This is a genomic window from Corynebacterium gerontici (assembly GCF_003813985.1).
Taxonomy (GTDB): Bacteria; Actinomycetota; Actinomycetes; order Mycobacteriales; family Mycobacteriaceae; genus Corynebacterium; species Corynebacterium gerontici.
Genome location: NZ_CP033897.1, coordinates 49832 through 72197, shown reverse-complemented (window position 1 = coordinate 72197; position 22366 = coordinate 49832). Strand labels below are relative to the sequence as shown.

The following is a 22366-nucleotide window of genomic DNA, read 5'->3' as shown; positions in this document are numbered from 1 at the left end:
CCGATGATTTCCCTCAAGGGCGTGAACAAGCACTTTGGCGACTATCACGCGCTGCGCAACATCAACCTGGAAATTCCAGCCCGCCAGGTTGTTGTGCTCCTCGGCCCCTCAGGTTCCGGCAAGTCCACCCTCTGCCGCACGATCAACCGCCTTGAAACCATTGATGAAGGCGAAATCCGCATCAACGGCGAACTGCTGCCGGAAGAAGGCAAGGAGCTGGCGAAGCTTCGCGCAGAGGTAGGCATGGTGTTCCAGCAATTCAACCTGTTTAGCCACATGACCATCCTCGACAATGTGACCCTCGCACCCATGAAAGTACGCGGTCAGTCCAAAGAAGCCGCCCGCAAGCGCGCCATGGAACTGCTCGAGCGCGTGGGCATCGCACAGCAGGCCGAAAAATACCCCGCGCAGCTTTCCGGCGGGCAGCAGCAGCGCGTGGCGATTGCGCGCGCCCTGGCCATGGATCCGAAAGTGATGCTTTTCGACGAACCAACCTCTGCCCTCGACCCCGAAATGATCAACGAGGTCCTTGAGGTGATGGATGACCTCGCACGCGAAGGCATGACGATGGTGTGCGTGACTCACGAAATGGGCTTTGCCCGCAAGGCAGCCGACCGCATCCTGTTCATGGCCGACGGTGAAATCGTGGAAGATCGCACGCCCGAAGAGTTCTTCACCAACCCCGAATCGGATCGTGCCAAGGACTTCCTGGGCAAGATCCTCGGCCACTAGAAGGTGCAGCGATGAAACAACTGTTCAAAGGCGGACTCGCCGCCATCCTCGCATTCACCTGCACCGCTGGGTTGAGTGCGTGTTCCAACTCAGGGCCGCGAAACTTGCTGGACGATATTGAAGGCGGCCACGTGGTACTAGGCACCAAGTACGATCAGCCGGGCCTGGGCGCACGCACACCCGAGAAGGAATTTGTGGGTGTAGACCCGGATGTTTCTCGCTTCGTGGTCAGCTACATTGCCAACAAGCACGGCTGGGAAGAACCGGAGATTACCTGGCGCGAGACCCCTTCGGCGCAACGCGAGACGCTGATTAATAACGGCGAAGTAGACATGATTGCCGCTACCTACTCCATTAGCGCATCGCGCCTTCGTGCCGTGGATTTTGCAGGCCCCTACCTGCTCACGCACCAGGCCATTTTGGTGCGCGCCGATGATCCGATCAGCGGCCTGCAGGACATGACCTCCGAAACCAAACTCTGCTCCGTCACCGGCTCTACCCCTGCACAAAAGATCAAGAAGGCCCTGCCTGAAGTGCAGCTTCAAGAGTTCGACACCTATTCCGCCTGCGTTGAGGCACTCGCGCGCGGCAAGGTGGATGCCTTAAGCACCGACGCCACCATCCTCGCGGGCTTTGCCCAGCAGTATCCGGGCACCATGAAGGTGATCGAGCTGAAGAAGGAAGACGGCGCCTACTGGACAAACGAAAATTATGGCATTGGCATGGCCAAGGGCCAGCCGGATTCTGTGGCGGAAGTCAATGAGGCGCTCAACGCCCTTCACGATTCTGGTGAGTACGAAAAGATCATCAAGAAGAACCTGGGCGATGCCATCGAACCCGGAGCCAAGCCGAAGATCGGTGATTTGTCTTTCACCGAAGAGAAGAAATAGGAAGGAGGACACATCATGAGCGCAGAACTTTGGGCCGATATGGCCCCCAAACTGCTCCCGGCTTTTTGGATGACGATCAAGCTCACCGTGGCATCCGCTATCGGTTCCATGATCCTTGGCACCATTTTGACCGCCATGCGCGTTTCTCCCGTTGCCATTTTGCGCACGATTGCCACCGTGTACATCGACATCACGCGCAACACGCCGCTGACGTTGATCGTGCTCTTTGCTTCCCTTGGCTTGTACGTGAATCTTGACGTCACGCTCGCCGCCGAGGGCCCGAGCTTCACCAGCCAAAATAACTTCCGCCTGGCGGTGCTGGCTTTTGTTATTTACACCTCCAGCTTCGTGGCGGAGTCCCTGCGTTCCGGCATCAATACGGTGCCTTTTGGCCAGGCAGAAGCAGCTCGTTCACTGGGCCTGACCTTCATACAAAACTTCCGCCACATTATCTTCCCGCAGGCACTGCGCGGGGCGATCGTTCCCCTCGGCAACACGCTCATCGCTTTGACCAAGAACACCACTATCGCCTCGGTCATCGGCGTAGCTGAGGCCTCCTTGCTGATGAAATCCTCCGTGGAAAGCCACGCCGACCAGGTGTTTGTGATCTTCGGCGTGATCGCCCTGGGCTTCATTATTCTGACCCTGCCCACAGGCCTGATCTTCGGTGCCGCAGCCAAGCGATTGAAGGTGAAGCGCTAATGAGTACACGCGCAACAGTTCTCTATGACACTCCAGGCCCTAAAGGCGAACGCTTTAATAAGATCCTCACCGCCATTACCGCAGTCATCCTCCTGCTGGTGGCGTGGTGGGTGATCTCCACCATGAACGCCAACGGGCAGTTCGCCGCCGAACTGTGGAAGCCCTTCACTACCTCCGAGATGTGGACCACCTACCTGCTGCCAGGCCTGGTGGGCACGATCAAGGCCGCAGTGGTCTCAATCCTGCTGGCGCTGCTGATCGGCGGTTTGCTGGGCATTGGACGCCTGAGCCACAACAAGGCAATCAGCATCGTATGCGCCGTGATCGTGGAATTCTTCCGCGCCATCCCCGTGCTGATCCTCATGATCTTCGCCTACCAGCTTTTTGCCATCTACGGCCTGGTTCCCACCAAACATCTTGCGTTCTCCGCCGTGGTGTTTGGCCTGACCATGTACAACGGTTCCGTCATCGCAGAGATCCTGCGCTCGGGCATCAACGCCCTGCCCAAGGGTCAAAGTGAAGCGGCGATGGCGTTGGGTCTGTCGCGTTCGCAGACGATGATGAAGATCCTCCTGCCGCAGGCCATCGCCTCCATGCTGCCCGCATTGATTAGCCAGATGGTGATCGCGCTGAAAGACTCCGCACTGGGCTACCTCATCGGCTATGTCGAGGTCGTGCGCTCTGGCCTGCAGGCCGCCTCCTGGTATCGCAATTACCTGGCGGCGATGGTGGTAGTGGCGATCATCATGATCATCATTAACTTCCTGCTCTCCCGCCTGGCCGAGCGTGTGGAAAGCCAGCTCCGCGCAGGCCGCGCCCGCAAGAACATTGTGGCCAAGGTTCCCCACCAGCCCGACCAGGGCCTGGCCACCAAGGACGAGGTCAACGTGGACTGGCACGACCCCGCCCACAAGGATCTGCGATCTACCTTCGAGTAATTCGCTTTTCGACGCACCAACGCCCCTCCCCACAAACGTGGTTGGAGGGGCGTTGCGCTTGGGGATTAGCTCTCGGGCTTTTTTGAATTACGAGGCTTGTAGATTTCCCAAAGAACGAACAACGACGTGAAAAGGCCGGAAAACTCTAGCCATTTTTCTGTCACGTTGGTGTGTTCGTCTCCGAAGCCGAGGTAGTTCACGGAAACCCACGAGTACGCATACAGGGCGAGAATGCCGATGATCCATTTCAGCAACAGTCCAATGGGTCGATTCTTCATACTGAAACACCTGTCGTGACTTGCAGATCCCAAATATGGGATCGCGATGGTGATTCGAGGGAGCGAGTAAGGGCCCGCTTTTCTTCCTCATCCAAAATCTCCTTCAAATTTGGGGAGCATGGTGTGCTTCACTTGATCAAAAACGATCGGATCAATCCCAGGGCGTTTTACCCAATGTGTTTTGGTTAATGCCTCTTTGCTTAAGTTCAGCAACGCAGAGGATTTGAAACAACAAAACATCTGTCGCCTCAGGGGCTTGCCCAACGCTCAATGGACCGCCGTGGTGCGCAACAATCACGCGGCAGCCTCACTCGATCTGCACTCACCCCCTTAGAAGAATGGCTAAGTCGAAGGCGTGGGACGTCGAAAAGCTTTTTGGACCAACTCTTGACAAATTAAACCATCAGGCTTATCTTGTTGTCATATCAACAACCATACAAGGAGCACACCATGCAATTCGGAATTTTTAGCGTCGGTGACGTCACCAAAAACCCCGTCACCGGGCAAACCCCTAGCGAGCACGAGCGCATCAACGCCATGACGCAGATTGCGCTCAAGGCCGAAGAGGTCGGATTAGACGTATTTGCCACCGGCGAACACCACAACGAACCCTTCGTGCCCTCTTCGCCCACCACGCACCTGGGCTATATCGCCGCGAAGACCAAGAAGCTGCAGCTTTCCACCTCCACCACGCTGATTACCACCAATGATCCGGTGAAGATCGCCGAGGATTACTCCTTCCTGCAACACCTGGCCGATGGCCGCGTGGACCTCATGATGGGCCGCGGCAACTTCGGCCCGGTCTACCCCTGGTTTGGCAAGGACATCACCCAGGGCATCCCACTGGCGCTGGAAAACTACGAGCTGCTGCGTCGCCTGTGGCGCGAGAAGGACGTGAACTGGCAGGGCAAGTTCCGCACCCCGCTACAGGGCTTCACCGCTACCCCGCGCCCGCTGGACGACGTAGCCCCCTTCGTCTGGCATGGCTCCATCCGCTCGGTGGAGATCGCCGATCAGGCCGCCTTCTACGGCGACGGCTTCTTCCACAACAACATCTTCTGGAACAAGGAACACACCGCCAAGATGGTGCAGATCTACCGCAAGCGCTTCGAGCAATACGGCCATGGCCAAGCTGATCAGGCCATCGTGGGCCTGGGCGGGCAGACCTTCATCGCCGATACCGAGGCAGAGGCAAAGAAGCAGTTCCGCCCCTTCTTCGATAACGCACCCGTCTACGGCGGCGGCCCCTCCCTAGAGCAGTTCACCGAGATGACCCCGCTGACGGTCGGCACCGTTGAGCAGGTGATTGACCGCACCATGCAGTTCGCTGATTGGGTTGGCGACTACCAGCGCCAGCTCTTCTTGGTCGATCACGCTGGCCTGCCGCTTGAAGTGGTGCTCAACCAGATCGAGATCCTAGGCACTCAGGTCGTTCCGGAGCTTCGCCGCCGCATGGAGGAGCGCCGCCCCGATCACGTACCTTCCGATCCGCCCACCCACTCCAGCCTGGTGGCCGCACGCGAGGCTGGCGAGCAGAACCCCCACTTCCAGATCCACCCGGCACAACACTAAGCATGAGCACTATCACCATTCTGAGCGCAGGCCTCTCGCAGCCTTCCTCCACCCTGCGACTAGCCGAAGCCATCGCCGCTGAAGTTACCGGCGCGCAGGTCACCACCGTGGAGATCCGCGAGCTCCTGCCGGCTTTGGCCCAGGCGATGGCCGGTGAGGGGATTACTCCCCCACTTGAGCAGGCCATTGCCAAGCTTGTCGACGCCCACGCGCTCATCATCGCCACACCCGTCATGAAGGCCAGCTACTCCGGCATGCTGAAGTTGTTCTTTGACGTGCTAGACCCAAGCTTGCTGCAGGCTAAGCCCGTGGTGCTCGCGGCGACTGGTGGTTCAGGCAGGCACGCGCTCATGCTGGATCACGCGATGCGTCCGCTGCTGAACTTCATGCGCGCCACCGTGGTACCCACCGGGGTGTTCGCCACCGGCGAGGACCTGGCAAGCCTCGGCACCGGCGGGGAGCTGGATACACGAATAGGGCGTGCCGCTGAAGAACTGGGCGCGCTGATGCCAATTTGCAGTGCGCGGGCTAGTGCTGAGGTGGTTTCTGCTGACGCTTAAGCGCTGCGATTGCCTCAGTGATTGACGAGCCCGGGTGAGCTTCGCGATAGCGCTTGACCTCATCCAGAGTCGGATTCTCTCGATGGCGAAGCTGCTCGAGTTCCTTGATTTCCTTAGAGCTAGGCACAGAGCTAAAGAGGTTCCACGCAGCCGGAATAAGTAACACCCCGGCTGCTGCAAGATGGTGGCCCTGCATCCACAACCACCCAGCGACGAGCATGCCAAGCACGAAAGCTACGGTGGCGATGATACGGCGTTTGCTCATGCTCTTTCCTTCTCGCGGTGGCTTGTACAGGTTGCGCTGTTATGCACGCAGATGGAGCTGCTGGAGTGTAAGACTCCACACTACCCGCATCGCATCCTCTACGCTCTTCCCCGAGGAATTCAGCCTGAGCTCTGCTTTGGAACGCAGGGCTGGCGATCCTCCCCTTGGGCCTTGGCATTAACGCGAAGTCCGGCAAGGCCATCTTCGCCGCGATCCTCGCCGGACTCTCCCCGATCCTCTCAAACCAAACTAATCCGCTGGCTTTTCGGTCAGCGGCACGTAGACCTTGGAGCCTTCGGCCACGAATTCTTGGGACTTTTCCTTCATGCCCGCCTCGATGGCCTCCACGGTCTCCAACCCGTGCGCCGCCGCGTAGTCGCGAACGTCCTGGCTGATGCGCATGGAGCAGAATTTCGGGCCGCACATGGAACAGAAGTGCGCGGTTTTGGCAGGTTCTGCCGGCAGTGTTTCATCGTGGTACTCCAGCGCAGTGTCTGGGTCGAGAGCCAGAGCGAATTGATCGTGCCAGCGGAACTCAAAGCGTGCGCGCGAAAGCTCATCATCGCGATCTTGGGCACCGGGTAGCCCCTTGGCCAGATCTGCCGCGTGAGCTGCGATCTTGTAGGTGATCACACCCACCTTTACATCGTCGCGGTTGGGCAGACCCAGGTGTTCTTTGGGGGTGACGTAGCACAGCATCGCGGTACCGGCTTGGGCGATCATGGCCGCACCGATAGCGGAGGTGATGTGGTCATAACCTGGAGCGATGTCGGTGGTCAGTGGTCCGAGTGTGTAGAAGGGGGCTTCGGCACAGTATTTTTCTTCCTCTTCAACGTTCACCGCCACCTTGTGCATGGGCACATGGCCTGGGCCTTCGATCATCACTTGTACGCCGTGGTCTTGGGCGATCTTGGTTAGCTCGCCAAGGGTGCGCAGCTCGGCGAATTGCGCCTCATCGTTGGCATCGGCGATGGAACCGGGGCGCAGGCCGTCGCCAAGCGAGAAGGTGATGTCGTATTTGGCAAGGATCTGGCAAAGCTCAGCAAAGCGCTCGTAGAGGAAGGATTCGCGGTGTTCTTTGAGGCACCACGCGGCCATGATGGAGCCGCCGCGAGAGACGATGCCGGTGATGCGCTCGGCGGCCAGGGGCACGTAGCGCAGGAGCACGCCGGCGTGCACCGTCATATAGTCCACGCCCTGTTCTGCCTGCTCAATAACGGTATCGCGGAAGATTTCCCAGGTGAGTTGGTTCGGGTCGCCCTTGACCTTTTCCAGTGCCTGATAAATCGGCACGGTGCCGATGGGCACAGGTGAATTGCGCAAAACCCATTCGCGGGTTTCGTGGATATCTTTGCCGGTAGAAAGGTCCATCACGGTATCGGCACCCCAACGGGTAGCCCACACCATCTTCTCTACTTCCTCGGCAATAGAAGAACTCACGGCAGAATTACCAATATTGGCATTCACCTTCACCGCGAAGGCCTTGCCAATGATCATCGGCTCGATCTCCGGGTGGTTATGATTCGCACAAATCACCGCCCGACCTGCGGCAACCTCATCGCGAACGAACTCAGGGGCAAAACCTTCGCGCGCGGCAATAAACGCCATCTCTGGGGTGATGTGGCCTGCACGAGCCCAAGCCAACTGTGTACGCACCAGCGTTTCCGGCTGCGCCTCGCTTGCAGGCGAAGCAGGCGGGTAATTCCATTGCGCTCGAGTTTTTGGCAGACCGCGCTCAAGATCAATTTCGGGCGATTCCTCGGTGTAGATACCCGAGGTGTCATAGACATCGAAATGATCGCCGGTGGTCAGCTCGATTCGACGACTCGGAATACGAAGCGTTTGGCCATCAAAGGTGACTTCTTCATAGTGCTTGTGGCTGCGGTAGATCGGCCCGGTAGTCACCGTATCTGGAGCGGTGTCCTTGGTAGTGGCGTTCTTCTTTGCTGATTGTGGGGTCACTGCACCCATGAGAGGTTATCCTTTCCCTTCGCCGGCATTACCCGGACAGGTTCATCCGGTCGACGCCTCGTATGCTCCAGCGTCCTCTCAGCTCCTCGCATGATCGGAGCTCCCGGTTACTTTCCTCCACGAGTGTAGGCACGTCGCCTCCCGCTCGTGCACGCAACGGGGGTACTTGGTGGGGGTACCTGGGGGCTGGCGCAGCGAATACCAAGGCGCGCTATGCTGGCAATCGCACACCTACGGGAGCCCGCCAAGGGCTGAGAGGGCAATGCTATTGCCGACCGTTCGAACCTGATGCGGCACCCCCGCCGGAGGAAAGGTATCTGATGTACACCGTTATTGGTGCTGGCCTCATCGGCCTAGCTACCGCTGCGCTCTTGCAGCAACGCGGTCATGAAGTCCGCGTGATTGACCCCGATCCTGCCTCGCAGGCCTCGCATTTTGCCGCGGGCATGCTGGCTCCAACAGCAGAAATGCAATTTGAGCAGGATCCGTTGTATCCGCTGATGTTTCGCTCTGCGCAGGAGTACCCGGCATTTTTAGAGCTTGTCGACGCACCAACCACCCTCATCCGCTCCGGCACGCTGGTGGTGGCCGGTGACCGCGCCGATCTAAGCCACCTGCATGACGTACTGGATTTGCAGCAGCGATACGGAGCACAGGCGGAAAGGCTCACAGCCAGCCAAGCACGCACCTTAGAGCCTGCTTTGACACCGGGCATCGCCGGAGCTGTATCGGTCCCTGGGGATCACCAGATCAATCCCCGAGCCCTCATGGCACACCTGCTTGAGCAGGTGCCGGTGGAGCGCAGAAAAGCGGACGCGGTCGATCTTGGGCCCAACACGATTGTGTGCGCAGGACTGGGGGCGGCGGAGTTCTTTGACCTGCCGCTTCGGCCTGTGCATGGCGACATTCTGCGGCTACACATGCCCGCTGATCCGGCTGGGGAACCGCTGCTGCGGCGCGTGGTGCGCGGTTTTGTGCTGGATCGACCGGTGTATTTGGTGCCTCGCGGTGATGAGCTGGTGCTGGGCGCTACGAGCCGTGAGGATTTGCAGCCCGATCCCCTCGCCGGTGGTGTGCTCGATTTGCTGCGCGATGCCGCGCGCATCCTGCCAGATATTCAATTATTGGGGATCAAAGAGGTCTCCGCTGGCGCGCGCCCCGGCACCCCCGATGACGTGCCACTTTTTGGACGCGACCCACGCACAGACGCACTGATTTCCACCGGCTACTTTCGCCACGGCATCTTGCTCGCTGCCCTGGCCGCGCGCCTTGGTGCCGATCAGCTCAGTGGCGTGGAGCCGAGTCCCGATGACCAAGCATTGATCCAAGCAATGAACCCGGAGCGTTTTTCATGAACATTCAACTCAACGGCCAGCCCACACTACTCAACGCAGATGCGACCCTCGCACAAGCGGTGGCGCTGATAGTGCACGACACCGCAGGAACCGCCGCCGCAGTCAATGAGCGCGTGGTCCCGCAAACAGATTGGGCACAATACACCTTGCACGATGGCGATTCGGTGGAAGTGCTCACCGCAGTACAGGGAGGCTAAGGACGTGAGCTGGGAACTCGCAGGGCGCACACTCAACTCCAGGCTATTGTTAGGCACCGGGGGCATGAGCAGCGTGGATGCCATGGAAAAAGCACTTATTGCATCCGGGGCGGAAGTGGCCACGGTGGCGATGCGCAGACACACCCCCGGCAAAGGGGATCTGTACTCGATGCTGCGCAATCAAGGCGTGCATATTTTGCCCAATACCGCCGGGTGCCACACAGCGCGAGAAGCAGTGCTCACCGCGCGCCTTGCGGCTGAGGCTTTGGGCTGCGATTGGGTCAAACTTGAGGTGATCGCCGATGACGACACCCTCCTCCCAGACACCAACGAACTGCTCATTGCCTGCGAAACATTGGCGGCCGAAGGCATGCAGGTCCTCGCTTATACCTCCGATGATCCAGTGGCTGCACGAAGGCTCCTCAGCGCCGGCGCCGCCGCAGTCATGCCCGCCGGGGCGCCCATCGGCACGGGTATGGGGATTTTGAACCCGCACAATATCCAGTTAATTACCCAGCTCGACGTGCCGGTGCTCATCGACGCCGGCGTTGGCACCGCCTCCGAGGCCTGCCGAGCCATTGAACTCGGTTGCGATGGTGTTCTCCTGGCAAGTGCCGTGACCCGCGCCCAACACCCCGAAGCCATGGCCCACGCCATGCGCCTTGCCATCGAGGCGGGCGAATACGCAGCACACGCTGGTCGAATCCCCGTGCGCGATCATGCACTAGCAAGCACCCCGATGGAAGGAAGGGCCTGGCGCGATGCAGTCCTCTAATCACCTCCCTCCCACCGAAGCCGAGCGTCTGCAACGCACCACCGTGCTTCCGGGCTGGGACGCACAGAAAGTCGCCAGCACCCACGTTGCCGTGGTGGGCAGCGGTGGATTGGGGTCCCCACTGCTGATGGGATTGGTTGCCTCTGGCATTGGGCGGATCACGCTGTATGAGCACGACACTATCGAGCTGCACAATTTGAATCGGCAGATTTTGTACGGGCGCGGGGACGTCGACAAGCCAAAAGCACAGACCGCCAAGGAGAAACTGCAGACCCTAGGCAATACTGCAATCGATTTGGCCGGGAGCTTTGGCGAAGATACAGAGCCGCAGGCGGACATTGTGGTGGACGCAAGCGACAATTTCCGCACCCGCTATATGATCGCGGACGCTTCGCCGGAACTGCCCTGCGTTTGGGGCAGCGTGTTGCAGTACGGCGGCCAAGTGGCGGTGTTTCCGCCAGGTTCATCCTTGCGCGACCTCTACCCCGAGCCGCCAAGCAATCCGCCCTCCAATGCCATTGGGGTCCTCGGCCCAGTGGCGCATGTGATCGGTTCCATGATGGCGGTGGAAACTCTCAAACTGGCGCAGGGACTCGGCCAGCCAGCGCAGCTCACCGTCTACGATGCGCTCAGCGCCACCACCAGGCAGTTCCAGTTGCGATAGTTCCCTGCTCAAAAGCCTCACGTGCTTGACGAACCACCTCGGCCGGATCCTCAGCCTGCATGATTTCGCGGACCATCGCCACCCCAGCAACTCCGGTTTCGGCAAGCTTTTCGACGTCCCCCACGCGCACATCACCAATCGCGACGATGGGGAGATCCGTGGCAGCAAGCAAGGGCGAATAACCCGCGAAGCCGAGCGGTGGGCGCCCGGAGTTCTTCGTAGGGGTGGGACGAAACGGCCCGGCGCCCAAATAGTCCAGCACGCCTGGGTGTTGCTTGTGGTAGCGCTGTGCTTGCTGCACCAATTCGAGCGTGCCGGTGGTGAGTCCGATGATCGCCTGCTCCCCCAGCAGGGCGCGCGCATGATGGGCTGGAAGATCGTCCTGGCCGAGGTGAACCCCATGGACGTGCGCTTCTTCTTGCATGGCGGCGTAGGCGACGTCTGCGCGGTCGTCGACAAGCACCCTCGTTCGCGGATTGGCCTGCTCCACGGCGCTGGCAACTTCAAGGGTGACGGTCAGGAGTTCGCGGGTGCTCACGTCCTTTAAGCGCACCTGAACCAAATCTGCCCCACCCGCGGCTGCCTGGGCTGCCTGCTCAGCGGGGTGGTTACCCATAGTGATTGCGTAGATCATGGCTCTACTATTGCACGTCTTCACACTTCAACCTGCCGAAACGTGATGTTGATTCTCCCCGCGCTCAGCCCGCAACCACTCGGTGCGGTGCAGGGAAAGAGCTTGGGCACACCATGAAACATCGCCCTCGATGGGCCGCCGAAGATCACAACATCGCCGCTCATCAGCCGCAGATCTTCATAGGGCTTGGTGCGGGTTTCATTGTTGCCCGCGCGGAAAATGGCTTCATCACCGATCGAGAGGGAAATGACCGGCGCGTTGGAATCTTCAAACGCGTCTTGGTGCATGCCCATCGAGGCGTCATCTGGGTAATAGTTCACCAACGCCGCTTCCACTCGGTAATGCTCAGCCCACGCGGCAAGCGACTCGTCCAATGCTCCAGCTTGAGCAAGGAGGTGGTGTGCCAGTTGCGTCCAGTGTTGCGGCACCTGCGGCACTGCCACTCCACCCCAGGACCGCACATACTGTTGCGATCCGTACTCCCAGTGCCTGCCCAAAGACAGCATGTGCACTTTCATCTCGCCCGATTTGAGCCTCGGTTTGCGCATGGCGAGCGCGCTGCCCTGTACCGTTCGCGCTAAATCACGGGCTTGCTGCACCAATTTGGATTGCACGGGAAATTTGAGCGCCCCGGGAAGATGCACGAGCCCTTCCCGAAGCCGGGCGGGTTGGCGTGCGGGGAGTGGGGCGTCGAAAAGCGTGGGCACAGCGACGATGTTATGGCCGCCTCGTGAAAAAATCGAGGAAAGAGCCGCGGGCCGCGCGACCTGGACTAGCCTAGGCCTCATGAGGATTCTGGTGTACGGCGCAGGCGCGATGGGCGTGTACTTTGCGCTTCGATTGCAACAGGCAGGCCACGAGCTCACGCTGAAGGCTCGCCCAAACACCCCAGCAACACTGCGGCTGAGCACCCCATCGGGGCAAACGTCCGCTGAGGTTCGCGTGCTCGATGAACTGGAATCTGAAGATTTCGACCTCGCACTCGTTTGCACCAAGGCTTGGCAGGTTCCCCAGGCCGCCACAGAGATCGGCAGGCATTGCCCCAACACGCCGATTGTGACCATGCAAAATGGCGTGACGGCACCCGAGCACGCGCACCGGGCTGCATCCAATCAGATCATCGCTGCGACATGCGTGGTGATTCTGGAGCGCACTGCCCCATCCACCGTCTCCTTGCTCGGCAACGATGCCCAGCTCACCATCGGCGAATTCACCCCCGGCAACATCACCATTGTGCTCAATGCTTTTGCATCTACGCCAATAACCGTGCACACTACCACCGACATTCGCCGCGCGCTGTGGAAAAAGCTCAGCCTGATCGGCCCCTACGGCGGTATTGGCGCCATCACGGGTCTCAGCGTCGGCGAAACGCGCGCTCACCCCAGCACACGCGGGCTCGTGCTCACCCTCATGGAGGAATTGCGGCAGGTTGCCAACGCCCAAGGCATTGAGCTTTGCGACGCCGACGTGAACGACTCCAAACGCCTCTACCTGGAAGTTCTCGATCCCAACACCACCGCCTCGATGCAACGCGACCTCGCCGAAGGCAAACCATCTGAGCTGGACGATCAGCTTGGCGCCGTGGCGCGCATGGCCAAGCAATCGGGCGTAGACACACCGGTGCTCAACGTAGTGGTGGGCGCGCTCGAGGCGAGAGAGGCAATCGCTCGCGGATGAACGCATTTGATCTTCGCGCCATTGGGCTCGGCCTGCCCGTTTCAGACGTCCTACACGACGTTGCCGATGCGTGTTCCCAACATCATGCAGCCGTGGTGCAAGCACCGCCTGGCACCGGTAAGACAACCCTGGTGCCACCAATGCTTGCCAACCAAGTTGAAGGCACCGTGCTGGTTGTTGCCCCGCGCAGAGTGGCGGTACGGGCGGCGGCGAAACGCCTAGCGACACTCGATGGATCGCGTATTGGTGATCGCGTTGGCTTCCGAATCCGAGGTGAATCCCATCCGGGTAGTCAGGTTGAATTCTTAACACCTGGCGTGCTGCTTCGCCGCCTGCTCAATGACCCGGAACTCGAAGGTGTGGGCGCGGTGGTGCTCGACGAGGTTCACGAACGCCACCTAGAAACCGATCTTGCGCTCGGCATGCTGATCGAGCTAAGTGAATTGCGTGAGGATCTCGTCCTTGTGGCAATGTCCGCCACACTGCAAGCAGCAACCCTCGGCAGGCTCATGGGCGCACCGATCATCCAGGCACATGCGCCAATCCACGACCTCGAAATCCGCTACCAAGCAACAAAACACCCACGAAGCTCGGTCAGCAGGGAGTATCTTGCAGAGGTCGCTGAGGTCACAGCGCAGGCAGCGTTGAGCACCCAGCACAGTGTCCTCGTGTTCGTCCCAGGCAAGCGCGAGGTGAATATCCTCAGCGAATTCCTTGAGCAACGCACCACCGTGCCCGTCTTTCCACTGCACGGCCAGCTTCGCGGCATAGAACAGGACGCCGCGCTATGCCACGAAGCCCAGCGCATCGTGGTAGCCACAAGCATCGCGGAATCCTCCATCACAGTTCCAGGCGTGCGCACCGTGATTGACACTGGATTATCCCGGCTGCCTAAGCGCAACACCGCCCGAGGCATCACCGGTTTAGTCACACTCAGCACGTCTCAAGCCTCCGCCGAACAGCGGGCCGGACGCGCCGGACGCGAAGGCCCAGGTACTGTCATCCGTTGCTTCAGCCAACAGGACTTTTTCCGCTTCGCACCTCACACAACACCGGAGATTAATTCGGCAGACCTCACCCCTGCACTGCTCACACTGGCGTGCTGGGGCACCACAGATTTGGCCACATTTCCCTTCCTCAGCCCGCCTCCCACTCGCGCGGTTGAGGACGTGCGCGCCGCGCTGTGCAGGCTCGAAGCCCTCAGTGAATCCGGTGCCGCCACTGAACACGGACACGCGCTCGCAGCGCTCCCCCTTGCCCCTCGGCTAGCCCACGCACTTCTGGTTTGCGGGAAGAACGCAGCAGACACGATTGCTGCCATCAGCTTGGAGGCGCGCGGCGACATCAGCAGGCTTCATAGCAACGCCGATATCAACAAAGAAAGCAAACGTCTCCGCGCACTCGCGCCACCATCCACACACCAGCACAGCGCTGGCGAAATCATTGCCAGAGCCTTTCCGGAGCGTATCGCCCGTGCCAGCACCGGATCATCAGGCGAATTTCTGCTGGCATCCGGCACCCGCGCCCGCCTAGACACGATCGAGTCATTGTCCGGGTGCCGGTGGATTGCAGTGGCGGGCCTACGCCTCACAGTAAAAGGCGAAGCGCTCATCAGTTCAGCCGCGCCCCTGCAACAATCGATAGCCGAACAAATAGTGGGCGTGGAGGAGCGCACCACCGCGAGTGTGGAAGACGGCCGCATCAAGGCCACACATGTACGCAGACTCGGCGCGATTGTGCTTAGCAGTACACCCACCAGCGTCGATACGAAAGAAGCTCAGGCGGCACTCTCTGAGCATGTGCGCGAGCATGGCTTAGACCTCTTCCAATTCGAACCGGCGGCCGAATCATTAAGAAAACGCCTGAAGTTTCTCCACCTTAACGTCGGCAAGCCATGGCCCGACCCGGCGCTGCTTCCGGCCGAGCTCTTCGAACCTGAAATCGCACAGCTTGCCCAAGGTGTTCCACCTGCGAAAATCCCCATGCTGCCTGCACTCAAGCGCGCTTTGCCTTGGCCCGAGGCTGCGGACATGGATGAGCTCGCGCCCGCCGCGCTGCGGTTGCCCAGCGGCAGAGACGCCGTGATCGACTATCAAGATCGACCCGTCGTGGCGGTAAAACTGCAGGAGTGTTTTGGGCTGACTGATTCACCCACTCTTTGCGGGCACGCAGTGGTATTCCACCTGCTTTCCCCCGCTGGCCGTCCGCTCGCGGTGACTGACGATTTAGCCAGCTTCTGGGCTGGGCCCTACCAAGGGGTCCGCTCGGACATGCGCGGGCGCTATCCCAAACATCCCTGGCCCGAAGATCCATTGCAGGCACAAGCCACCGCCAAGACCAAGCGCGCAATGCAGTCCTAGAAAGAGTCGGACGCTTTCAGAGTTCAGCGAGCCTCAGCGCACGAGCGGATTGACCATTGAAGATAGTCTGGAAGGCCAACGCAACAAAAGCCACCAAAACGGTGAAAACTATGTTTGGCCATCTCATCCGAGGACCGGCATCGCGAAAGGTAGTGAAGGGCCAGAAGCCAATACGCTCATCGAGCTCCATCACTAAACCAACGTACAAGAGAATATAGATCAGAAGTGAGTGAGCAACACCCCTGCTGAGTCCCAGCCAGACCATCATGAGTGTGGCGAGCCCGCAGCAAAAGAGCACGTTATTGTAGATCAACTCATAGGCGGGATAAGGACCGTCACCATATTCTGGGAACACCTTGAGCCTGAATATATCGACCACCGGTAGTACCAGTAGAATCGGCAAGTCGCCGGCCAAAAGAGAGAGTAGCTTCGCACGAGGAAGTCGCATTTCCTAAACGCCTTAACGGGTGCGAAACAGCACAATCAATGCCAATGCCCGAAGGACACCAACGATTTCAGAAAATGTGAGTGCGTAGCTTCCCTGGTCATTTGTTCTCGCGCCTCCTAGAGCTATCACGACTGGTGCAAAGAGATACGAGCAAAGCATTGCTGCCACAGTCACTGGAACACTAACGATAGAGAAGCGTATAAATTACAGTCCACTTCAATTAATTTTTCTTTCCCTCTAACCCCACTGTTGTAAAGCCAACACCGCACTCATCACTACTACCATCACAAGCAGCGCAATGCGCAGCAAACGATCGCCGCCGCGCAGCACAGTGCGCGCACCCAATTGCGCCCCGCAAATATTGGCAACCGCCAGAACCAGACCCAAACTCCACCACACCTGCCCCTCAATAATGAATACGCAGAGCGCACCGAAATTCGTGGCAGCATTCACTGCCTTCGCCATTGGTGCTGCGTGCAGCAGGTCGGCACCCAGCCAAGTGCTAAACGCCAAAAGGAGAAACATACCGGCACCGGGGCCGAACGCGCCGTCGTAAAGCGCAATGGCCACCGCCACCAGTAGCGCAAGGCGAGGCCGAGTTGTGCCCGGGCCGGATCCGAAGCCTGGTTTACGCGCGACAATCATGCCTACCAACAACAGCAAAGCGATGATCGCCGGACGCATGACGTTTCGGTCGAGGGAGCTTGCAATGAGCGCTCCCCCACCGGAGGCGAGAGCCGTCAACGGCAGGAATCGAAGCATAAAGCCGCGAGGAGGCGGCAAACGTTTCGCCAATCTGAGTGCCGCCGAGGTGGTTCCGGAAAAGCCTGCCACCTTATTCGTGGCCAGTGCCGCGGCGGGTGCCAAACCCGGGCATACCGCCAGCAGCAGCGGAATCAGCACGAGTCCACCACCGCCGATTACGGCGTCAATCCATCCCGCAACGCCAGCACCAGCAATCAGCGTGGCCCACGCCCCTACGCTGAGCTCCAACATGGTCACCTCCTTGATCGCTATTGTCGAGCATATGCCCTCTTTTCCAGCGCCACCGGATCGCAATCTCGCCGCACGCTGGGCCATCGTTGTCCCCGCATCGGTGGCCTTGGGGTGGATTTTGCAGCTATTCGACGTCCCCGCGGCATGGATTTTAGGCGGCATCGTGGTATCAGCATCGATGGCATTGGGCACGAGGAAAGAGCTGCCGATGAACAAGCGATTGTTCAGCTTCGGACGCGGCTTCATCGGGATCATCGCCGCACTCCCCCTCTTAGCCACTGGTGTAGGCACGTTGTTGACATTTGTTCTGCCTGGCATGGCGGTCACCGCCATTACCTTGGGGATTGGGATTATCGGCGGCCTGCTGCTTGCCCATTTCCAAACCGCGATTTCTAAACAGACGGGCATTCTGTCCATGCTGGCCGGCGGCGCGTCGATCATGCCGTTGCTGGCCAGGGAGTTTGGTGCCGACTTCCGATACGTCGCATTGAGTCAGTATCTAAGGCTTTTGGCTGTCTCGGTATCCTTGCCTTTTGTTGCCCATTGGCTGCTGCAAACAGGTGAGCATCCGCAGTACACGGGCGGTGCACTGAGCATGCACGAACAGCCGTGGTGGGCCATCACCGTCGTGGTGCTGATTGCCGCCTTCGGCGAAAGCCTGGGCAGAAAACTACACGTTCCCGTGCCTTCTGTCTTGGCGCCACTGCTGTTGATGCTGCTGGTGGGAGCCATCGCGCCGCCGGCGGACTTCACTCCACCATATCCTCTGCGCGTTTTTGCGTTCCTAAGCATCGGGTGGATGTGTGGCGGCTCATTGTCTTTTCCCACGTTGAAATCTTTTGCACGCTTGCTTCCCGCCACCCTCGCATTTATTGCAGTACTACTGTTTGGCTGCGCCGCAAGTGCTTGGCCGCTGACCCACTGGCTAGGCATCACGTATTTTGAGGCGTACTTGGCTACTTCGCCCGGCGCTTTAGAAACGGTCCTGGCCCTTTCCGCTGAAGGTGGAGCGGGCCCGGCAGTTGTGGCGATTCAGATTATCCGTCTCCTGGGCGTGTTGTTACTCGCGAGCGCGCTACCGAAGTTGCGGCGCAGCAACAGCGGAACCTAGCGCGCCATGAGCTTGTTCACCAGCGATTCCAAGGCATCAACTTCTTGATCGCCGAGCTGCAGTTCCTCGGCCATTTCAGCGTTCATTTTGGCCACCTGGGGCTGAATATCCTTCGATCGTTGGGTGAGAAACAGCCGTTTGAGGCGATAATCCAAATCCACCACTTTGCGTTCAATAAGGCCAGCATTTTCCATGCGCCGCAGCAGGGGTGAGAGTGTACCCGAGTCGAGATCGAGCGGATCTGCCAACTCGGTCAGTGTTTGACCATCGCGTTGCCAAAGCTGCCGCAACACCAAATACTGCGTGTACGTGATGTTCCATTCATCTAGGTAGGCATGAAAGATCCTTTGCATCACTCGGGCACCTTGGTAAAGGAGAAATGCCGCGCGATCTTCATTGCTGCTTCGGGCCAAAGCTTGTCCTTTCAACGAAAAGTCTTTTTTACCACTTCAACCCGGGGCTTGCCCATCGTTGGAAACCATCAAAAAGATCATCCACGTTCTCGGCCACAACGATTGCATCCAAATAGCGTGCTGGAATGAACCCCTCATCCGCCATGGAACGCAAAGCGGTGAGCAGCGGATCCCAGAATTCTTCCGTATTCAAGAGGCCAACGGGGCCAGTGTGTGGGCCCAATTGCTGGCGCACGAGAACTTCAAACAGTTCTTCAAGCGTTCCCATGCCTCCGGGCAAGGCCACGAAGGCGTCGGCCAGCTCCTCCATGCGGGTTTTCCGCTCGGCCATTGTCTCGGTGATATCCAACTCACTGAGATCTGGGTGCGACAACTCCAGGTCCACCAATGTCTTTGGCATCACGCCATGTACTCGCCCACCCGCTGCAAGGCAAGCGTTAGCTGTCTCGCCCATGAGACCCACGCTGCCGCCGCCGAACACCATCTTCACGCCCCTGTCCGCCAAGCCCGCCCCCAATGCGCGCGCTGCACGGGTGAACTCATCGCGGGCTCCATGGGCGGAGTCGCAGTAGACTGCCACGCTTCGAATCTCCGGCGCCAGGGCCTTCAGCATGATCGAGGAATCATCAGTGGAGTGCGTCTGGGTGACGAAGTCGTGGCGGGCATAGAGCTTCCGCGCGGGGCTTTGCTTCTCGACGTTCAACGTGATCCCAGGCCAACCGTGGTGGCGGCCGTGTGCGGTGGCCTCCTGGATGAGCCAAGAGCCTACGCCACGTCCCTGCCAAGTGGGATCGACGTTGAGCACCATTTCAGGCACATTGTCAGCAACATAACCCAGCCCCTTAATGAAGGTGACCCACATGGTGCCAACCACTTGATCTTCGGCGTCGTAGAGCACGATGCCGATGTCACCGCGATCCGGAACAAAGCTCAAGTACTCGCTATAGGGAGCTTGGGCAATGTCCTCAGCACTGTACTGTGCACCAAATCGGTTGATGTTAGCCAGGTACGCACGAGTACGCAGATCAATGTCCTCCGGCCGCATTGGGCGGGCGCGCAATTGGGTGACCGGTGGTTGTGTTGCTGGAACGCTCATGGAGACAGAGTGTAACGCTCCTGTAGTGCTGCTGAAGAATGCCACCAGGGAATTCCTGGCATGATCTGTACTGCTCTTTGTAATGCCCGTGTGCGCGCTTATGATGTCCCAATTGCTTCAAATGAATAACGAAGACCGCATATCCACAAAGGAATTCTACAATGAGCACTCATCACGCAGGTTCGCACGATGCTCGTGTAACCAAGAAGAAGCCTATAGCCCACGCCGTGAACTCGGAAGAAAGCTCCGTTTCAGAGGCTACGGAGCGTCTGGTGGAAGAGGGCACCACCCGTATTCGACGGCCTTTGGTGGCACTCATCACTACCGGCGTTATGGGTGGGCTAGAGATCGGCATCGGCCTGCTTGCCAAATATATCGTGGTGCGCGAAACCGGTAATGAACTGCTAGGAAGCATCGCCTTTTCCATCGCCTTCGTAATTTTGTTGCTGGCGCATTCAGAGCTGTTCACTGAGGGCTTCTTGGTGCCTGTTTCTGCTGTGGTTGCCGGTAAGGCTTCACTCAGAGGTCTTTTACGTTTCTGGGCTGGAACCGCCCTGGGCAACTTGATTGGCGCGGCCATTATCATGTGGATTCTGGTGAAGGCCTATCCCGGCGCGCATGAGTACTTTATTGAGGAAGGCACGCATTACTCGTCGATGGGATTGAGTCTTTCGGGGTTCCTCTTGGCCGCACTGGGCGGCATGATGTTGACCCTGGTCACGAGGATGCACCAGCATTCTGAGGAGACAATGCCGCAGGTTATTTCTTCCATGATCGGCGGTTCCATGCTCGCGGGTACGGGCATGTTGCACTCGGTGCTGGACACCCTCTACATTTTCGGCGGTATGTTCGCTGGCGCGGACATTTCGATCGTGAGTTGGTTGGGCTTCGTCTGGTGGGTTGCTTTGGGCAATATGGCAGGCGGCTTGCTGTTGGTATCGGGTATCCGCTTCGTCCGTGCTCGTGGAAGTATCCAGAGTTCCTCTTCGGGATCTGATCGCGAGAAGGCCAAGAAGCGCGCTTCGGCGCTTATTCAGAAGCATTAGACCTACTTGTCTAGCTGTTCAAAAACCGCCACGAGCCTGGAGTTTTCTGCCCAAGAACTAGGATTCATGGACTGCTAGGTGCAGCGCTTCTAGACAGAGACGTCTATCTTTGACTAGACTCTCGGTTTATGCACACCCTCGCGCGCTCAGCCCCCGTGTCCTACTTTGCGCGCCCAACGCTGCCCGCAGCGTCTTGCCTGCACTTCATCCGTCACTTTCAACCCATCACCCGTGGCGAATTGGTGCAGTACACCGGAAAGTCGCAGCCCACAGTCACCCGCGCTGTCGCAGCATTGCTTGACGCCCAACTCATCCGGGAGCGAAACGATCTCGCCATCGTGCAAGGGCCAGGCCGTCCAAAGATTCCGCTGGTGCTCGCCCCAAGCCCATTCGTGCAAGTTGGCGTAGCAATTGGTACGCACACCACCTATGTTGGCGCCTACTCCATTCGCGGGAATGCCTTGCAGGAGCAACTGGTGCACACCACTGCAGCCAAGCAGAGCCCCGAGCAATTCATCGCGACCATCGCCGACGCCATTCGTCACGTCGCCGCCGCAACCAATCTGCGCCTGGCCTCAATCGGCGTATCCACCTCCGGCACCATCGGCAGATTCGGCTACGTTAACGCCCCAAACCTCGGATGGCGCGGCGTTCCCCTGCACGAATTGCTGAGCACCCACTTCGATGTCCCCCTCAGCGTCAGCACCGCCATCCAAGCTATCGCCGGCGCAGAGCTGCAAAGTCAGACTCCCGATGAACCCCACACCACCTTGGTTCTGCACTCCGATGACTCTATCGGCGCAGCCCTCGCAGACGCGAAAGAGGTGCGAACCCTAGAGGTTGAGCGATCCTCGCTGCTTGAGGCCTCAATCCAGCTCGTCAGAAGCTACACCCCCAGCGCGGTCGTGCTGGCTGGCGACACCTTCGGCTCCAAAGCCGAGGCACGGCTCTTCCACCAAAGCCTCCTTCAGGAGGCGGCGCAGCCAGTGCAGGTGCGCATCTATCCGGCGCACCTGGAGAACGCTCGCGCCGCTGCACGCGCTGTCGCCATGGAACGCCTCATGCACGACCCCCTCGAACTCGCCTAGGAACGTCCGCCGGGGGCGTCGAAAAGCCAAGCTCTAGCTAAAACGAACATCCTGCAAATTCAATACCTCCGCATGCCCCGCATGAACCTTGGAAATGTCCACGTAGCGGCCCGCGTGCGGAATGAAGGACTGGGATTGCTCATCGCTGAGCTCACGACGCACCTTCGCCGGAATACCAGCTGCCAGCGACTTTGCAGGAATCTCTTGCCCCTCCAGCACCACGGCACCCGCAGCGATCAGGCTTCCGGCACCCACTCGGCTCCGAGAAAGCAACGTAGCCTTCATACCAACCAAGGTGCCATCGCCAACCTGCGAACCATGCACCAACGCCATGTGCCCAACGGTGACATCATCGCCCAGAGTGCAAGCGGCGTCGCGGTCCACATGGAGCACGCAATTGTCCTGAATATTCGTGCGCGCCCCCACCCGAATCGCTTGAATGTCCGCGCGCAACACGCAGCCATAAAACACCGAAGCATCCGGGCCGATCTCCACATCACCAATGATCGTGGCACCCGGCGCAATGAAAGCGGACTCATGAATTTTTGGTGTCTTCCCGTTCACCGCAATAATCAGTGGCTCTTGCATCATCGGACCT

Annotated in this window: 25 protein-coding genes and 2 riboswitches; of the genes, 15 read left to right on the top strand and 10 right to left on the bottom strand. The window is 59.2% G+C overall.

Translation table 11 applies throughout. The features are described 5' to 3' along the window. Positions 1–3: 3 nt before the first annotated feature. The 4 genes from CGERO_RS00385 to CGERO_RS00370 are packed head-to-tail and all read left to right on the top strand — an operon-like array spanning position 4 to position 3262. Positions 4–732, top strand: a complete 729-nt coding sequence (locus tag CGERO_RS00385) for an amino acid ABC transporter ATP-binding protein (protein ID WP_164470312.1) — start codon at positions 4–6, stop codon at positions 730–732. 11 nt (positions 733–743) lie between these two features. Next, positions 744–1622: a glutamate ABC transporter substrate-binding protein gene (locus CGERO_RS00380; RefSeq protein ID WP_123932727.1), complete on the top strand. Its 879-nt coding sequence runs from the start codon at positions 744–746 to the stop codon at positions 1620–1622. Between the two features lie 15 nt (positions 1623–1637). Next, a complete protein-coding gene (locus tag CGERO_RS00375) occupies positions 1638–2324 on the top strand; it encodes an amino acid ABC transporter permease (RefSeq protein ID WP_164470199.1) in 687 nt (228 codons plus the stop codon). Then, a complete protein-coding gene (locus tag CGERO_RS00370) occupies positions 2324–3262 on the top strand; it encodes an amino acid ABC transporter permease (protein WP_123932725.1) in 939 nt (312 codons plus the stop codon). The genes CGERO_RS00375 and CGERO_RS00370 overlap by 1 nt, the downstream gene beginning before the upstream one ends. Before the next feature lie 65 nt (positions 3263–3327). On the opposite strand, the gene CGERO_RS00365 is transcribed toward CGERO_RS00370, so the two are convergent. Continuing rightward, positions 3328–3540 (bottom strand): hypothetical protein, encoded by a 213-nt coding sequence (locus tag CGERO_RS00365; protein WP_123932723.1) that lies wholly within the window; start codon positions 3538–3540, stop codon positions 3328–3330. Positions 3541–3990: 450 nt separating this feature from the next. Here CGERO_RS00365 and CGERO_RS00360 point away from each other — a divergent pair, with 450 nt between their 5' ends. Then, positions 3991–5112 carry a CE1758 family FMN-dependent luciferase-like monooxygenase gene (locus CGERO_RS00360; protein ID WP_123932721.1) on the top strand — a complete coding sequence of 374 codons (1122 nt, stop codon included), beginning with the start codon at positions 3991–3993 and terminating at the stop codon, positions 5110–5112. Positions 5113–5114: 2 nt separating this feature from the next. After that, positions 5115–5672, top strand: coding sequence for a CE1759 family FMN reductase (locus CGERO_RS00355; RefSeq protein ID WP_123932719.1), 558 nt, complete (start codon positions 5115–5117; stop codon positions 5670–5672). Here CGERO_RS00355 and CGERO_RS00350 read toward each other — a convergent pair. Further along, positions 5641–5937 carry a hypothetical protein gene (locus CGERO_RS00350; RefSeq protein ID WP_123932717.1) on the bottom strand — a complete coding sequence of 99 codons (297 nt, stop codon included), beginning with the start codon at positions 5935–5937 and terminating at the stop codon, positions 5641–5643. The two genes, CGERO_RS00355 and CGERO_RS00350, sit on opposite strands and share 32 nt — an antisense overlap. Before the next feature lie 249 nt (positions 5938–6186). Continuing rightward, positions 6187–7908 (bottom strand): phosphomethylpyrimidine synthase ThiC, encoded by a 1722-nt coding sequence (gene thiC / locus CGERO_RS00345; protein ID WP_123932715.1) that lies wholly within the window; start codon positions 7906–7908, stop codon positions 6187–6189. Continuing rightward, a riboswitch (TPP riboswitch) is annotated at positions 7906–8025 on the bottom strand. It overlaps the preceding gene by 3 nt. 106 nt (positions 8026–8131) lie before the next feature. Continuing rightward, a riboswitch (TPP riboswitch) is annotated at positions 8132–8236 on the top strand. Between thiC and thiO the strand changes: the two genes are divergently transcribed. The 4 genes from thiO (at position 8229) to CGERO_RS00325 (ending at position 10899) form a co-directional block, all read left to right on the top strand. Next, complete coding sequence (thiO, locus tag CGERO_RS00340; protein WP_164470198.1) at positions 8229–9263, top strand: glycine oxidase ThiO; 1035 nt, start codon at positions 8229–8231, stop codon at positions 9261–9263. Its footprint overlaps the riboswitch before it by 8 nt. Then, the gene (gene thiS / locus CGERO_RS00335) at positions 9260–9460 is read left to right on the top strand and encodes a sulfur carrier protein ThiS (RefSeq protein WP_123932713.1); all 201 of its coding nucleotides are present in this window, start codon (positions 9260–9262) and stop codon (positions 9458–9460) included. Before thiO ends, thiS begins: the two co-directional genes overlap by 4 nt. 4 nt (positions 9461–9464) lie before the next feature. Continuing rightward, a complete protein-coding gene (locus tag CGERO_RS00330; RefSeq protein ID WP_281271033.1) occupies positions 9465–10235 on the top strand; it encodes a thiazole synthase in 771 nt (256 codons plus the stop codon). Further along, complete coding sequence (locus CGERO_RS00325) at positions 10222–10899, top strand: HesA/MoeB/ThiF family protein (protein ID WP_123932709.1); 678 nt, start codon at positions 10222–10224, stop codon at positions 10897–10899. The genes CGERO_RS00330 and CGERO_RS00325 overlap by 14 nt, the downstream gene beginning before the upstream one ends. Here CGERO_RS00325 and CGERO_RS00320 read toward each other — a convergent pair. Both CGERO_RS00320 and CGERO_RS00315 read right to left on the bottom strand, forming a co-directional pair. Beyond that, a complete protein-coding gene (locus tag CGERO_RS00320; RefSeq protein WP_123932707.1) occupies positions 10865–11533 on the bottom strand; it encodes a thiamine phosphate synthase in 669 nt (222 codons plus the stop codon). The two genes, CGERO_RS00325 and CGERO_RS00320, sit on opposite strands and share 35 nt — an antisense overlap. 20 nt (positions 11534–11553) lie before the next feature. After that, positions 11554–12240, bottom strand: a complete 687-nt coding sequence (locus CGERO_RS00315; RefSeq protein WP_245998835.1) for an alpha-ketoglutarate-dependent dioxygenase AlkB — start codon at positions 12238–12240, stop codon at positions 11554–11556. Between the two features lie 79 nt (positions 12241–12319). Between CGERO_RS00315 and CGERO_RS00310 the strand changes: the two genes are divergently transcribed. Both CGERO_RS00310 and CGERO_RS00305 read left to right on the top strand, forming a co-directional pair. After that, positions 12320–13210: a ketopantoate reductase family protein gene (locus CGERO_RS00310; RefSeq protein WP_164470197.1), complete on the top strand. Its 891-nt coding sequence runs from the start codon at positions 12320–12322 to the stop codon at positions 13208–13210. Continuing rightward, positions 13207–15570: an ATP-dependent RNA helicase gene (locus tag CGERO_RS00305; protein WP_123932701.1), complete on the top strand. Its 2364-nt coding sequence runs from the start codon at positions 13207–13209 to the stop codon at positions 15568–15570. The genes CGERO_RS00310 and CGERO_RS00305 overlap by 4 nt, the downstream gene beginning before the upstream one ends. 16 nt (positions 15571–15586) lie before the next feature. On the opposite strand, the gene CGERO_RS00300 is transcribed toward CGERO_RS00305, so the two are convergent. Continuing rightward, on the bottom strand, positions 15587–16018 hold the full coding sequence (locus tag CGERO_RS00300) for a hypothetical protein (protein ID WP_123932699.1): 432 nt from the start codon (positions 16016–16018) through the stop codon (positions 15587–15589). Positions 16019–16255: 237 nt separating this feature from the next. Continuing rightward, a complete protein-coding gene (locus tag CGERO_RS00295; protein WP_123932697.1) occupies positions 16256–17014 on the bottom strand; it encodes a TSUP family transporter in 759 nt (252 codons plus the stop codon). A gap of 31 nt (positions 17015–17045) precedes the next feature. On the opposite strand from CGERO_RS00295, the gene CGERO_RS00290 reads away from it, so the two are divergent. Then, a complete protein-coding gene (locus CGERO_RS00290) occupies positions 17046–18125 on the top strand; it encodes an AbrB family transcriptional regulator (protein ID WP_123935791.1) in 1080 nt (359 codons plus the stop codon). Here CGERO_RS00290 and CGERO_RS00285 read toward each other — a convergent pair. Continuing rightward, positions 18122–18478, bottom strand: a complete 357-nt coding sequence (locus tag CGERO_RS00285; RefSeq protein ID WP_123932695.1) for a MarR family winged helix-turn-helix transcriptional regulator — start codon at positions 18476–18478, stop codon at positions 18122–18124. The two genes, CGERO_RS00290 and CGERO_RS00285, sit on opposite strands and share 4 nt — an antisense overlap. Before the next feature lie 88 nt (positions 18479–18566). Next, on the bottom strand, positions 18567–19634 hold the full coding sequence (locus CGERO_RS00280; RefSeq protein ID WP_123932693.1) for a TIGR00730 family Rossman fold protein: 1068 nt from the start codon (positions 19632–19634) through the stop codon (positions 18567–18569). Between the two features lie 161 nt (positions 19635–19795). On the opposite strand from CGERO_RS00280, the gene CGERO_RS00275 reads away from it, so the two are divergent. Both CGERO_RS00275 and CGERO_RS00270 read left to right on the top strand, forming a co-directional pair. Further along, on the top strand, positions 19796–20680 hold the full coding sequence (locus CGERO_RS00275) for a formate/nitrite transporter family protein (protein ID WP_123932691.1): 885 nt from the start codon (positions 19796–19798) through the stop codon (positions 20678–20680). A gap of 128 nt (positions 20681–20808) precedes the next feature. Next, a complete protein-coding gene (locus CGERO_RS00270) occupies positions 20809–21768 on the top strand; it encodes an ROK family transcriptional regulator (RefSeq protein WP_123932689.1) in 960 nt (319 codons plus the stop codon). 33 nt (positions 21769–21801) lie between these two features. On the opposite strand, the gene CGERO_RS00265 is transcribed toward CGERO_RS00270, so the two are convergent. Beyond that, positions 21802–22356: a gamma carbonic anhydrase family protein gene (locus tag CGERO_RS00265; RefSeq protein WP_123935789.1), complete on the bottom strand. Its 555-nt coding sequence runs from the start codon at positions 22354–22356 to the stop codon at positions 21802–21804. Positions 22357–22366 lie beyond the last annotated feature (10 nt).